Origin of the sequence: Pedobacter changchengzhani (genome assembly GCF_004354365.1) — a bacterium.
Lineage (GTDB): Bacteria > Bacteroidota > Bacteroidia > Sphingobacteriales > Sphingobacteriaceae > Pedobacter > Pedobacter changchengzhani.
The window spans coordinates 15,985-29,518 of the sequence record NZ_SJCY01000018.1; the positions used below are offsets into that span (position 1 = coordinate 15,985).

The following is a 13,534-nucleotide window of genomic DNA, read 5'->3' on the forward strand; positions in this document are numbered from 1 at the left end:
GGTTACAAACTAATATTTACATGACGAAAAATTAGAAAATCCATTTATTAATCTACCATAGATTTAAGCGTTAATATTTTTTGATGGATGGGACAATCCTCATCATGCGCGCCATGTAAAATACCAATACTCATTAAAAATTCGTTAACAATTTCTCCGCCAGTAAAAAAGAAAGTCTTTTTAAATAATTTTACCCATTCTTCTTTCGCTTTTGGATGGTGCGCAATTAACCAATTTTTAAACGAGCCAAACTCTTTTTGCAAAATCTGGATGGTTTTTGCATTCTCTATTGCAGCATTAATTTTCAATTTATTACGGATGATACCCGGATTAGCCAAAAGCCTTTCGCAATCTTCAATGCTGTAATTCGCCACTTTGTCAATCTCAAAATTATCATACGCCAACCTAAACGAAGCTTCTTTTTTTAAAATAATATCCCAACTTAAACCTGCTTGATTAATTTCTAAAACCAATCGACAAAACAATTCATCGTCGTTATGAATAGGAAAACCATAGTAATAATCATGGTAATTTTTATGAAGCGCCCTTTTTTCTGTGGGCATATCATTTATGATGGAACAATAAGACATTTTCTATTTCGTAAACTTTTAAAACATCAATTTAATATCAGCCTGTTAAAACCTTTGTAATAATTTCATGTTATATCGATATACTAGTCAATTCTTTAGCTAACAAAACCAAGTTATTAAAGATTTGCATAATTGGCAAAAAAAATTGGCTTGTAATTTGTTATCAAATATATTAACTAAAACAATTTGTTATGATTATTAAGTTAGACACTTCGCTTTTTAGATTATCAAGAGATTTCAGTATTGAAAACACAAAGAAAATTGCACAGCCTTCTACAATACAAGAAAGAATTATTGTAGATAGAATTGTAGTCGGTGCGCTATTTTTAATTACCATTGTGGGTACAATTTTATTCCAATATTTATAGTATTCGAGCATATATACTTGATTTTATAAAGTTTCCGTAGTAATAATGCTCATCTATAATTTTATAATTATTGCTATCAAAAAATGGTTTCAAGTCGATAAGTTCTGATACTTCGACAATTCCTAATAAGCCAAAGAACAAGTACATTAATTTTAAAATAATTTTTCTCCACCAAAAACCTTTTTTCCCTTTTAGGTTAAAATCTACCATAAACCATTTTCCTTCAGTTTTTAGTTGTTTGTTTAAGTGATTAAAAACGATTTCTGCCTTTTCTCTACTAAAATTATCAAACAGGAAAGGGGTTAATATAAAATCATATTGCTTGGTAAAGTTGAAACTCTCGACAGCACTGCGAACGAATTCTACCTCATTATTCCCAAAATCTCTATTTTTAGATAGTACGATCATTTTCTCCGAAATTTCCAAATAAGTAATTTTTAATCCTCCATGATAAATTTTTGAGATTTCATCTAAGATCCATCCTGTACCACCGCCTACAATTAAAATAGATGCACCTTTATCAAGATATTTTAATTGGGAGATTTGCGCATTTACTTGCGATTTAAAAAATATTAACCGACTAAGGAAATCGTAATAATTAGCAATTTTATCGTAGTTGGCCATTTAGTAAGTTGAAATTATTAAAGAGTATTTAGTAGTTAGACGTTAGTAATTAGATTAGGAGCGACTTGCTAGTTTTTTATCCCCAAACCCACAAAGGTGATTTGAATAGCATGTTGGGTTTTGTTGATGCTATGGTCTTTGTTCCCTGCCTGTCCGGCAGGCAGGCTTGCTCCTTATTCGTTGCTCAAATATTCTCTCTTACAAAAACTGCATCCCCAATAAGCCACAAAGTGCTTTAAAAAAAATTAATCCATCTATTACAATAAGATAAAATAAAATGCTTTTTCGTTTATACATATTATAGGCAACAAAAGTAGTGAGCAGAAAAGGCAATACGTTAAAAATCAACATTTCTAGTTTAAAGTGCATAAAATATGCAAAAGTAAACATCGATAATAATCCGATAGCAAGGAGAGGCATCAAGACGTAAAAAATGGTACTACGCAAACCAAAACGCACTACAAAAGTTCGTAATTGCTTATTTGCATCTGTGGGATAATCTTTAATATCGAAAATTATCGCATTAACGGTACAAAACATCCAATTTTTGATGAACAGCCATGTCCATAAAAGGAAATTTAAACTTCCAACATTTAACTCAATTTTTAAGAAAATTAGAGGCAATACATTTGCGCAACATGCCCAAACAAATCCAATTACAAAAGCTTTAAGCCAACCGGTATTGCGTAAGTTAAAAGGTAAAAATGATCGAGGTAATAAACCATAATATAAGCCGCCCGCAAGCACAATAATGATTATGGCTAACCAATATAAAAAAGGCAAATGAATAATATTTTCGAAATTTTGATATAAAAAACTTAATGCTAAAATTAAACAGATTGTAAAAAGTACGGCCTGACTGATGCCGATGAACTTTTTGTTATCAAAGTACCATTTCGTTCTTAAATTACTTTCTGAGGTAACTAAAGTTGCTCTATTATATGCGTAAGTGTAGTAAACAATTGGCGCAAGAAAGAGTAAGGCGTAATATGTTAACGAGTTGTAAGGCAGGTTTAATTGCGCAAGTCCTTCTAAATTTAAAGCAACAGCCAAAATACCAACAAAGTAATTGCCAAAAAATATAAATCGAATAACCCTAGTACCTCGCAAGCTGATAAAATAAATTGTATTGCAAAAATGCCATTATTTTACAATAAATGGCATTTTTTAAAAAAATGAATAAATCGCTATACTTTTTTAACAAGTGTTTGTTAGGCCATTTAGTGGTAAAAAAGCTATAAATACTTTAAACACCGCTATTTACAAAAAAACCGCCATCCACATTAATTACGGTTCCGGTAACAAATGCAGAAGCGTCACTCAACAACCATTGTAAAGCACCAATCAACTCATCTGTATCTCCAAATCGTTTAAATGGCGTTTGATTTAAAACCAAACTTCCCCTCTCTGTATAGGTTCCATCAGGATTGGTTAATAAGGCTCTATTTTGTTCGGTTAAGAAAAAACCTGGCGCAATTGCGTTCATTCGTAATTTATCTCCATACCGATTGGCCATTTCTACGGCGAACCACTGGGTGTAGCAATCTACCGCAGCTTTACCCATGCTATAACCCAAAACGCGGGTAATTACTCTTTTAGCACTCATAGAAGATATATTTACAATGCTTCCACTACCAGTTTCGGCCATGGCCTTACCGAAAATTTGTGTAGGCACTAAAGTTCCCCAAAGGTTAAGTTCCATCGCTTTGCGCATGCCATCGATATTCATATCGAAAATATCATCTTGCTTCAGGATGATTGCCTCCGGAATATTGCCACCCGCAGCGTTTACCAAACCATCTATTCTGCCAAAAGCATTTAACACTTTATCTTTTGCATTTTCAATGGCTTTTTCATCTAAAACATCGGCGATTAAAGCAATGGCTTTTCCACCGTTTTTAATTACTTCTGCTGTCCGCTCGTTGGCTACTTTTTCATTTCTACCTAATATACCAACAATTCCACCGGCCTGTGTTATGCCTTTAATGAATGATTTACCGATGATACCAGTACCACCTGTTACTACAATTACTTTATCTTTTAACGAAAATAAATTTCCCATTTTTATCCTTTTTTTAAAATTATAGAGAACGTTTAACGCCCATTTCCAATCCTCGCAATTCTGCTAAGCCTTTCATTCGCCCAATTATCGAATATCCGGGATAATTATTACGGCTCCAATCATCTAAAATTTTATGCCCATGGTCAGGTCTAATCGGGATTGCTATATCTGTTCTTCCTGCTTTCTCTCTCTTCTGCTGTTCCAAAACCACATTTCTCATCACAGCAAACATGTCGGTACTTCCACTTAAATGTTCTGCTTCATGAAAACTTCCATCTGCCTCGCGTTGTACATTACGCAAATGTAAAAAGTGGATATGCTCGCCCAAACGTTCTACAATGCCCGGCAAATCATTAGCCGGATTTGCACCTAAAGACCCTGTACAAAATGTAAGTCCGTTACTTGGCGATTTTACAAAATTCACAATATCTTTCAAATCACTCTCGGTAGAAACAATTCTTGGCAAACCTAAAATCGGAAACGGTGGATCATCAGGGTGAATGCACATTTTAATCCCCACAGCTTCCGCCGCAGGCATAATTGCATTTAAAAAGTACGATAAATTTTCTTTAAGTTTTTTAGCATCAACGTTTGCATAACGCTTTAAATGCTGCTTAAATTCTTCAACCGTAAAAACCTCATCAGTTCCTGGTAAACCAGCCATTATGGTATCAGTTAAAGTTTTTACTTCATCTGCAGGCAAACTTTCTAAATAAGCTTTGGCTTTCGTTTGTACTTCTGCCGAATGAACATTAAAAGCTTCTGGCCTTTCTAAAATATACAGATCAAAAGCAGCTAAAGCGATAGCATCGTACCGCAAAGCACTGGCATTATTCTCTAAGCGATAATCTAAATGCGTTCGAGTCCAATCGAGAACAGGCATAAAATTATAGCAGACTATTTTTAAACCGTTTTTAGCTAAATTTTTTAGTGATTGGATGTAAATTTCGATATAATGATCTCTTTCCGGCTCGCCAATTTTTATACTTTCGTGGATATTTACACTTTCCACTACCGACCAAGTTAAACCAGCATTTTCTATAATATTCTTCCTTTCGATAATCTCATCTTCAGTCCATTCGTTACCACATGGAATGTGATGTAAAGCCGTTACAATTCCTGTTGCCCCGGTTTGTACAATATCAGCTAAGGCAACTTCGTCATTGGGCCCGAACCAACGAAAGGTTTGTTCTAAATCTTGCATTATGTATATTTCTTTTGAGTTTTTTAATAATGCAATTTAGAAATATAATGCTAAAATTAACAGGGTAAATACTGCATAAAGAGGGGAGAGTTGTAAAAAAAAACACGAGAACAAACGAAAACTATAAAAATGACTGCAACTTAATAAAGTTGACGAATGTCGTAGAACTAATTTACATCGTGGATTTGCTGTTTCAAAGAGATTTTTTAAAACTTTACCAATTCTACTCTTCTATTTCTTGCTCTGTTTAAATCAGTATCATTCGCAACTAATGGCTTTTCTGCACCAAACCCATTCGCTTTTAAATTGTGTTTTGGAATTCCAATCGCCACTAAATAGTTTACAACCGTATTGGCTCTATCGATAGACAGTTGTTTGTTTTGAGCCGGATTGCCAACATTATCTGTGTAACCTTCTATAGAAAGTTTTAAATTCGGATTTGCTTTTAACAATGTTCCGATTTCGTTTACAACCGTTTGACCATCGGGCTGTAGTGAAGATTTATTCGTGTCAAAATTAATGTTTAAGACAGCTTTACCGTTGGCATCGATATCGGCTTTCATTTGATCAGCAGTTATCTTTTTAATTGCTAATGTTTCAAGCTTTCCCTGTTCCAAAAAAGTAATTCTACCCGATTCTTTATTTAAAAGGCTAAACTGAATCCATACAACTTTATCTTTTGTTCTAATCACATAAGTTTTAACATCATCTAACAAGTTATAATCGATAGAATAACCGTAGTGCTTGTCAATTAATTCTTTATTGCCAATACGTTCAATTTCAGACTGTGGTACCGGCACATTGTTTACCTGCACACCACCTAATGCTAAAATAGCCTTTTCAAAACTTTTCTCTACAATTAAACTATTAAATTGGGTAGTTTGAGAATTAAGTACATCAATACCAACTTTACAGCTTTTACCCTCCTGCGGGATCAATTTACCATTTACAGCGAAGTATTCTTTGTCAAAATCAGAAATATCAGTTTTTCTCATCCCCCCTGCATAATCCCCATAACCATATTTGTCTGGTGCACTTAAATACGGGAATTCACCTAAGTCGTGGTCCGAAATTGGAATTTTATTGATGTCAAAAACATCATTATTTTTAGTGCTGTCTGTTTTAGCTTCATTAACCGTGGCTACAGGAGTCTCGGTATTTTCTACCGTTTTTGCCTTTTGTTTACAAGCAAAAGCAGTTAGAGCGATGCATATACATATTACAATTTTTTTCATTTTTTTATGAGTTATTTCGTCTGTTTTAATCTTAGTCTAAATTTACCTTTAATGGGTAAAGTTTCGTATTTATAATTTTCACTTTTACAAATTGCGTCCTCATCTGCGTGGGTATCTATAGTAGTGGTTTCGTTACTAACTGTCCCTTCAAAATAACCAGAAATAAATCCTATTCCCTCACTATCTTTTTGAATGTCTTCAATCACGATTTTACCACTATCATGATGAAAATTATAAGTGCCAGAAACATAATCTTTTGATTTATCGGTACCCACAATTGAAGTTTGCACTTCAATAAAAGGGCCAGCCTTACCGTCGGAAAAATTGCATTTTGAGTCAAAATTGCTACCAACAAAGTTTTTCCCCATCAAGAATGTTCCTTTTTCGAGTTTTGGACCAGAAACACCTCCGTTAATATTTAAAAACTCTATTCTCACCGAGATTAGCAATGTATCTTTTACTCCAGAATTTGCGATTAGAAATTGTGAGGTGCTGGATTGATACCAATCTCTAGGGTAATTATCGTATAACAAGTATGTCAGCCTGTTACCATCTATAGCCTGTTCAACATTATTAAACTTGTGACCCATAAATTCTAAATCGAAATACTTTGATTCACTTTTTTGTGCGCAAGCCTGCATAGAAAAGGCCACAAGCAGTAGCCAGCAATATTTTATAGCGTTATTCATTTATCTGATTTGTCATCCCAATGGCAAAAATTATGCCGTAAATTATTTAAAAGAGGTATTTGATGAAATACTTTTTTGGAGTTAAATGAAAATTATATCCTCATAATAAAAATTAAGGTGAGACGGTTTGAAGGGTTTGGACAAAATTGAATTCGTCCAAAATAATGCCTCACTTTGTGCTATATTTAAGCATATTCCAAACATATTCATCTACATCTTGTTCATTATATTAATAATTAACGAATCATTATGAGCATATCATTAGAAGAAGCAGAAAAAATGTCGCATGCGGCGAAAACGAAAGCCAAAGAAATCGGCGTAGCGATGAACATTGCAATAGTAGATGAAGGCGCAAATTTAAAAGCATTTCATAGAATGGATAATGCTTGGTTAGGATCGGTAGATATTTCGATCAAAAAAGCAAAAACAGCACGTTACTTTGATATGAATTCTGGCGAGATTGGTAAACTATCTCAACCCGGACAACCTTTATACAATATTGAGCACTCTAACGGTGGTTTAATTACCTTTCCGGGTGGTGTGGTTTTAAAAAATAGCGATGGCCATATTGTGGGTGCAATTGGTGTTTCAGGCGGTTCAGTAGAACAAGATCATGAAGTTGCTTCGGCCGGTGCGGCAGCATTATAATATATTTAACTAAATGCCTTGCTCCTGTAAGGCATTTATAATTTAAAATAGCTTTTACAAATATTCATCAGTTTCATAGTTTTAATTCGCTTACCCAATATTTTAAATTATGTTACATCATGAATATAGTAAAAATGCCTATCGAATTTATTTAGAAGGTGGCGGTGAAATGGGGCAATTAACCCGCTCTTACGATTGGTCTAAAACCGTATTGGGCACGCCAGATAAGTGGTCGAGAAATTTGCTTACTACACTGAGTATTATTTTCCACTCTAAATTACCTATGTTCTTATGGTGGGGAAACGATCTGATTCAGTTTTACAATGATGCATATAGGCCGAGTTTAGGTAATGAGGGAAAGCACCCAAAGGCACTTGGACAGCGAGGCGAAGATTGTTGGCCAGAAATATGGCCGACCATTAAACCGCTAATCGATCAAGTAATGGCGGGCGGAGAATCTACTTGGAATGAAGACCAGTTGATGCCAATTTTTAGAAACAATAAATTGGAGGAGGTTTATTGGACCTCTGGATACAGTAGGGTAATTGATGTTGACGGAAAAATTGGTGGGGTGTTGGTAACCTGTAGTGAAACCACAACTAGGATTAAACAGAATCAAGTTATCAACCAAAATTTAAAAGACTTGGCCGAGCGCGAATGGCGATTAAACAGTTTAATTACAGAAGCTCCTGTTGGTATTGGGCTGTTGAAAACTAGAGACTTAATAATTGAAACAGCTAATAACAAAGTATTAGAATTTTGGGGCAAAACGGCATCTGTAATAGGTGAGAGATTGGCAACAGCCTTGCCAGAATTAGAAGGTCAACCATTTTTACAAATATTAGATGATGTTTATACATCAGGCGTAGCGTATTATAGCAATGAAATTTCTGGTGTATTAGAACATAACGGAACACTCAAAAAATATTATTTCGATCTTCTTTACCAACCCATTAAATCTGCAAATGGCGAAACGGAGAGTATTCTTGTTTTGGCTACAGACATTACAGAACAGGTAAAAGCCAGGCAAGTTATAGAAGAAAGTTCGTTGGAATTTCGGCAAATGGCAGATTCGATTATACAAATGGTGTGGGTAACCGATGCGAATGGCATGCACGAGTATTACAATAAAAGATGGTATGATTTTACGGGATCAGATTTTGCATCGAGCAAGGGCGAAGGTTGGGATCAAATGTTCCATCCCGATGATCGGGAAAACGCATGGAAAAAGTGGAACCACGCTTTAGAAACTGGAAATCCTTATGAGGTGGAGTATCGTTTAAAAAATTATGCGGGCGAATACATTTGGGTATTGGGCAGAGCTGCGCCGTTTTATAATTCGGAAGGAGAATTGATTAAGTGGTTTGGTACGTGTACTGATATTAACGAGCAAAAACTTTTGCAAGAGCAGAAAGACGATTTTATCAGCATTGCTAGCCATGAGCTAAAAACGCCAGTAACGACGTTAAAGGCATCCGTACAGCTACTAAACCGATTGGTAGAAGATCCATCGCCAAAAGTAAAATATTTGATTGATTGGTCTAACAAAACCATTGATAAAGTTGAAAAACTCATCGAAGATTTATTAAATGCAAGTAAATTTAACCATGGTCAACTTCATCTAAATAAAACCTATTTTACGCTAGGTGAATTAATTGAAGAATGTAGCGAACACATTGGTTTAGAGGGGAAACACACCATAAGCATAACAGGAAATGAGCTTTTGAAAATCTACGCCGATCGAGATAGAATTGGACAGGTGATTACCAACTTCATCGGTAATGCCATAAAATATGCACCTGGTTCACAAGAAATCCACATTGAATTTGAAACGTTGGAAAACGCTCTTCAAGTTTCAGTTATTGATCGAGGACTTGGAATTGAAGCTGATAAAATACCATATCTTTTCGAACGTTATTATAGAGCAGATAGTTCGGGAAGCCAATATTCGGGTTTAGGCCTTGGCTTGTACATTTGTGCGGAAATTATAAAGAAACATGAAGGCAAGATAGGTGTAGAAAGTGAGGTTGGAGAAGGAAGCCGTTTTTGGTTTATTTTACCGATAACTGGCTAGTTCATCTCATAATTGCTGATTCTAACATTCCAATTTTGGCGGACTGAAGATTCTTTTAACGAGCCCAACTGCCATAAATACTGTTTGGCAATACAATAAATTTAGTGCCGAATAATTTCTGGTGTTCGTCTACTTTTTCATTAATATTTTCTCCATTCTTGTAAAAAAAACTTGTAAAGTCGCTCAAGTTATCACCAGCAAACAACAGGATATTGTAGTTTTTAGCAATTTCTGCACGTCTTCCTTCTTTATTGTAAGTGGTAATCATTGGCAAATAATGTGCTGTATCGGCATTTGGCAGATTGAATTTTTTAAAATTGATTAATGTGGATTCGTTAAAATCGATTTCTCTATTGGTTAGGTAAAACACTTCTACATTTTTAGATGCTGCATATCGTAGAAATGTTGCAGCACCAGGTACCGTATCGGCAGATTGAGTTAAAAGCCAGTTTTTCCAATTTTCCCAGTTTAAAGGTTTTTTCTCTTTAATTGCGACCTCATAGTATTCAGAATTATCCAACACGGTTTCATCAATATCAACTACAACGCATTTAGGGCGCTTATCTTTCTTTTCACTCAATGCTTTATCCAAACTCAATGTTGCAAAATTGTAGGCTTGGAAACTTAAAGCACGATACTCACCAGACGTTCTTGTCCATGCTACCGACTTTACAAATTCTTTATTTAAAAATGTACTATCCTTGCCCTGTCCATTGGAGGTTGCAAAAGAAGTAATTATGATTAAGAGGGTGAGTAATGATTTCATCGTTAATGGTTTTTAAAATGTTACAATATTGATTTATAAACGAGAAACGGATGATTGGCGAATATACGATATCCTATTTTTCTCTCCAGTTGCTTAAATTTAATACTCTCTTCAACCTTGGCCGATTATATCGTTGGAGGAAAATTGGATAAAGATGTAAAAGTATATTTAATATTAACAACCACACCGTTTTAAGGAAGCCAAACTTACATATTGCAAAAATATTAAAGCCTAACACAATGACTAAAATAATTATATGCGACAACTCTCCTTTTTTGGTTTCATTATAAAGGTGGGTCAGCGTTTTTGTATTTTTCTCTATTGGGTTATCTATTCTGATTAATTTTTCCCAACCAGTCCAAACTAATATTTTTCTAAAAATATTTATACCAATATATTCATAAAATGTTCCCTTTCTTTCCCAATTTTTCTCATCATAGAAAGAAGAAGTTAAGTAAGGTTTCAAGTTTTTGGTAAAAAAGAGCACAAAGAACATAAGCATGAAGTTTAAAATGAAGGCAAATTCAAAACGATCCATTTTAACGTAATGCACCAAGGCATAAGTAGAAGCAATTGTAGCTAAAGTAATGAGGATTAAATTTGAAGTTCTTTTCATACATTTCATCTCACCTTTTTATTGGCAGTTTACAAACTTAATAAATTTTCAACTGTTTAAAAGTAAGGTCGCCGTTGCATTATGTCCTTTGGATTATCGTTTACTTATTTACCAATCAAAAATGCGAAGTTGACTATGCTACAAACCGTTCATTCATTAATGTCATAGTTAACATTCTCGCTTCTTTAATTCTCCGGTCATAGATCAGTGTTTATAAAAACAAACTCACTGGTCTGCTCTCTTTTCCCTTGGATGGATAAGTCGTCTTACAAGATTTATTGATCAAAAAACGATCACGACAAGTTGGAATTAACAGAGCATTGTAGGATTTTTTTGATAGTGGCTCCCTCTCTTGGGCTTCCCAAAATTCGGGATTTTACTCCCCAAGGACCACCTTTGATTAATCCCGACGCATCGGGACTCTAACCAGATGAGCTAAATCGTCGACTGAATTTATGTTTGAGATTATCTTTTCGATAACAACCCTACTCTTTGATTTCTTAATCGCTTTTTCAATCTGCATGGCGAAAGATCTATCAATGCCCAGTTCTATAAATTTCTTTAAAACCCATGGACGATGTTTTGAAGTGTAAGTGACCCGATCAGAATTATTGTGCTCATTCAATTGCGTTTTAACATCCTTGTTTTATACATTGGAATATTTGAAAGACGGATGTGATTACATGATATATAGGTATGCCAATGGCTAAGCCATACCCTGCAACAACGAGCAATGAGGCCGTAAAGCAAAAAAGGGCAACAACATTTTTTAGTAGAAAAATTGCCCTTAAAATCAAAATTATGTGTTAATTTCAGCACAAATGGATTTACCAATTTATACCAAGCAACAGCTAGCATTGCGCAACGGGCAAGATAAACCCGAAATTTGGGTAGCTTACAATGGAAATATTTATGATGTTGGTGCCAGTCGACTTTGGAGAAATGGCAAACATTACGAACATTGGGCTGGGCAGGATCTTACCGATGAATTGCCAGATGCACCACATACAGAAACTGTTTTCGAAAAGTTTGCGGTAATAGGAAAGTTAAAAGTTTAAAGTCAAAAGTTAAGGTGCTTAATTGAACACTTTAAACTTTCTACTTTAAACTTTTCACCCACTAGGCTTCTATTGTAAATGCACTCAATTTCACAAATTCTTGAATACGACCAGAAACTTCTTCTTCACTTAAGTTTAACAAGCGCGCCGTGCCAAATTCTTCTACACAGAATGATGCCAATGCAGAACCGTAAATAATTGCATTTTTCATATTATTAAAGTTGATCGTGCCAACTTTAGCCAAATAGCCTATAAAACCACCAGCAAAAGTATCGCCAGCACCAGTTGGGTCAAAAACTTCGGCCAAAGGTAATGCTGGGGCAGAAAATATTTGATCGCCTTGAAATAATAACGCACCATGTTCGCCTTTTTTAATAATTAAATATTTAGGTCCCATGGTGAGGATTTTTTTAGCCGCTTTTACCAACGAGTATTCTCCAGACAGCTGACGAGCTTCTGAATCATTAATCGTTAAAACATCAACCATTTTAATGGTTTCTAATAAATCGTCCATCATAATGTCCATCCAAAAATTCATGGTGTCCATCACAATTAATTTCGGGCGATTTTTAAGGCGTTTAATAACCGTTTGTTGTATTTGAGGGGTAAGATTGCCCAACATTAAATATTCGCAGTCTTGGTAGCTTTCTGGGATAATTGGATCGAAATTCTCTAATACATTTAACTCGGTAATTAAAGTATCGCGACTGTTCATGTCGTTATGGTATTTGCCCGACCAGAAAAAAGATTTTTCGCCAGCTTTAACTTGCAAACCCTCGGTATCTATACCATGGTCATTTAGCCCATCAATATCTTCTTTTTTGAAATCATCGCCCACAACTGCTACGATTTTGCACTTATTATAAAAGTAAGATGCGGCCAAACTTGCGTAAGTTGCGGCTCCACCTACTATTTTTTCTGTTTTTCCGAAAGGTGTTTCAATGGCATCAAAAGCCACAGTACCTATGATTATCAGGCTCATATCTATTTTGTTAATTTTTTTTTAAAATTATTTACTGCAAATATTGCATAAATAATTTAAAAGCCCTAATATTGCATTCCCAAAACGAACAAGGGCTTATGTACTGCAAAGCACAAACAGCCTCGTTTTAGGAAATAACCAGTACTCCTTCTTAGCTCAGCTGGTTAGCGTCCCGCAGGTGCGGGATTAATCAGAGGGAACGAAAAAAATTAGGTTCAGCGGATATTGAACTTATAAAAGATTAAAAATATTAATACTCCTTCTTAGCTCAGCTGGTTAGAGCATCTGACTGTTAATCAGAGGGTCCTTGGTTCGAGCCCAAGAGAGGGAGCAAAAATCCTCACAGCAATGTGGGGATTTTTTATATAGTAATTGCCAAATGAGTTTGGTAATGAATAAATTTGAAATAGAAAAAATATTAATACTCCTTCTTAGCTGAGCTGGTTAGCGTCCCGCAGGTGCGGGATTAATCAGAGGGAACGAAAAAAAGCAGGTTCAGCGGATATTGAACTTATAAAAATTAAAAATATTAATACTCCTTCTTAGCTCAGCTGGTTAGCGTCCCGCAGGTGCGGGATTAATCAGAGGGAACGAAAAAAAGCAGGTTCAGCGGATATT

General features: G+C 35.1%; 14 protein-coding genes, 1 tRNA gene and 1 pseudogene. 5 read left to right on the forward strand and 11 right to left on the reverse strand.

Going from position 1 to position 13,534, the window contains the following annotated elements:
* Positions 1–47: 47 nt before the first annotated feature.
* Positions 48–590: a DNA-3-methyladenine glycosylase I gene (locus tag EZJ43_RS16505; RefSeq protein ID WP_133263827.1), complete on the reverse strand. Its 543-nt coding sequence runs from the start codon at positions 588–590 to the stop codon at positions 48–50.
* Between the two features lie 191 nt (positions 591–781).
* On the opposite strand from EZJ43_RS16505, the gene EZJ43_RS17270 reads away from it, so the two are divergent.
* The gene (locus EZJ43_RS17270) at positions 782–958 is read left to right on the forward strand and encodes a hypothetical protein (protein ID WP_165953201.1); all 177 of its coding nucleotides are present in this window, start codon (positions 782–784) and stop codon (positions 956–958) included.
* On the opposite strand, the gene EZJ43_RS16510 is transcribed toward EZJ43_RS17270, so the two are convergent.
* The 6 genes from EZJ43_RS16510 to EZJ43_RS16535 all read right to left on the reverse strand — a co-directional run bounded on the left by EZJ43_RS16510 (position 953) and on the right by EZJ43_RS16535 (position 6,772).
* Positions 953–1,582, reverse strand: coding sequence for a class I SAM-dependent methyltransferase (locus tag EZJ43_RS16510; RefSeq protein ID WP_133263828.1), 630 nt, complete (start codon positions 1,580–1,582; stop codon positions 953–955). The two genes, EZJ43_RS17270 and EZJ43_RS16510, sit on opposite strands and share 6 nt — an antisense overlap.
* A gap of 198 nt (positions 1,583–1,780) precedes the next feature.
* Positions 1,781–2,635 (reverse strand): UbiA prenyltransferase family protein, encoded by an 855-nt coding sequence (locus tag EZJ43_RS16515; protein ID WP_243718123.1) that lies wholly within the window; start codon positions 2,633–2,635, stop codon positions 1,781–1,783.
* Positions 2,636–2,828: 193 nt separating this feature from the next.
* Entirely contained in the window at positions 2,829–3,644 is an 816-nt protein-coding gene (locus EZJ43_RS16520; protein ID WP_133263830.1) for an SDR family oxidoreductase, read from the reverse strand.
* A gap of 19 nt (positions 3,645–3,663) precedes the next feature.
* Complete coding sequence (gene uxuA, locus EZJ43_RS16525) at positions 3,664–4,848, reverse strand: mannonate dehydratase (RefSeq protein WP_133263831.1); 1,185 nt, start codon at positions 4,846–4,848, stop codon at positions 3,664–3,666.
* Between the two features lie 206 nt (positions 4,849–5,054).
* Entirely contained in the window at positions 5,055–6,083 is a 1,029-nt protein-coding gene (locus EZJ43_RS16530; protein ID WP_133263832.1) for an OmpA family protein, read from the reverse strand.
* 11 nt (positions 6,084–6,094) lie between these two features.
* The gene (locus EZJ43_RS16535) at positions 6,095–6,772 is read right to left on the reverse strand and encodes a hypothetical protein (RefSeq protein WP_133263833.1); all 678 of its coding nucleotides are present in this window, start codon (positions 6,770–6,772) and stop codon (positions 6,095–6,097) included.
* Positions 6,773–7,021: 249 nt separating this feature from the next.
* Here EZJ43_RS16535 and EZJ43_RS16540 point away from each other — a divergent pair, with 249 nt between their 5' ends.
* On the forward strand, positions 7,022–7,420 hold the full coding sequence (locus EZJ43_RS16540) for a GlcG/HbpS family heme-binding protein (protein WP_133263834.1): 399 nt from the start codon (positions 7,022–7,024) through the stop codon (positions 7,418–7,420).
* A gap of 109 nt (positions 7,421–7,529) precedes the next feature.
* Positions 7,530–9,494 (forward strand): ATP-binding protein, encoded by a 1,965-nt coding sequence (locus EZJ43_RS16545; RefSeq protein ID WP_133263835.1) that lies wholly within the window; start codon positions 7,530–7,532, stop codon positions 9,492–9,494.
* 55 nt (positions 9,495–9,549) lie between these two features.
* Here the strand turns inward: EZJ43_RS16545 and EZJ43_RS16550 are convergent, their stop codons facing one another.
* The 3 genes and pseudogenes from EZJ43_RS16550 to EZJ43_RS17630 all read right to left on the reverse strand — a co-directional run.
* The gene (locus EZJ43_RS16550; RefSeq protein ID WP_133263836.1) at positions 9,550–10,260 is read right to left on the reverse strand and encodes a 5'-nucleotidase, lipoprotein e(P4) family; all 711 of its coding nucleotides are present in this window, start codon (positions 10,258–10,260) and stop codon (positions 9,550–9,552) included.
* Between the two features lie 73 nt (positions 10,261–10,333).
* Positions 10,334–10,876 carry a glycosyl-4,4'-diaponeurosporenoate acyltransferase CrtO family protein gene (locus EZJ43_RS16555; protein WP_133263837.1) on the reverse strand — a complete coding sequence of 181 codons (543 nt, stop codon included), beginning with the start codon at positions 10,874–10,876 and terminating at the stop codon, positions 10,334–10,336.
* A gap of 400 nt (positions 10,877–11,276) precedes the next feature.
* Positions 11,277–11,507: pseudogene (locus tag EZJ43_RS17630) on the reverse strand (GIY-YIG nuclease family protein); the annotation flags it as partial.
* Positions 11,508–11,697: 190 nt separating this feature from the next.
* On the opposite strand from EZJ43_RS17630, the gene EZJ43_RS16565 reads away from it, so the two are divergent.
* Complete coding sequence (locus EZJ43_RS16565; protein ID WP_133263839.1) at positions 11,698–11,934, forward strand: cytochrome b5 domain-containing protein; 237 nt, start codon at positions 11,698–11,700, stop codon at positions 11,932–11,934.
* Between the two features lie 61 nt (positions 11,935–11,995).
* Here the strand turns inward: EZJ43_RS16565 and EZJ43_RS16570 are convergent, their stop codons facing one another.
* A complete protein-coding gene (locus tag EZJ43_RS16570) occupies positions 11,996–12,916 on the reverse strand; it encodes a PfkB family carbohydrate kinase (RefSeq protein WP_133263840.1) in 921 nt (306 codons plus the stop codon).
* 257 nt (positions 12,917–13,173) lie between these two features.
* Here EZJ43_RS16570 and EZJ43_RS16575 point away from each other — a divergent pair.
* Positions 13,174–13,247: transfer RNA gene (locus EZJ43_RS16575), tRNA-Asn, on the forward strand.
* Positions 13,248–13,534: the final 287 nt, after the last annotated feature.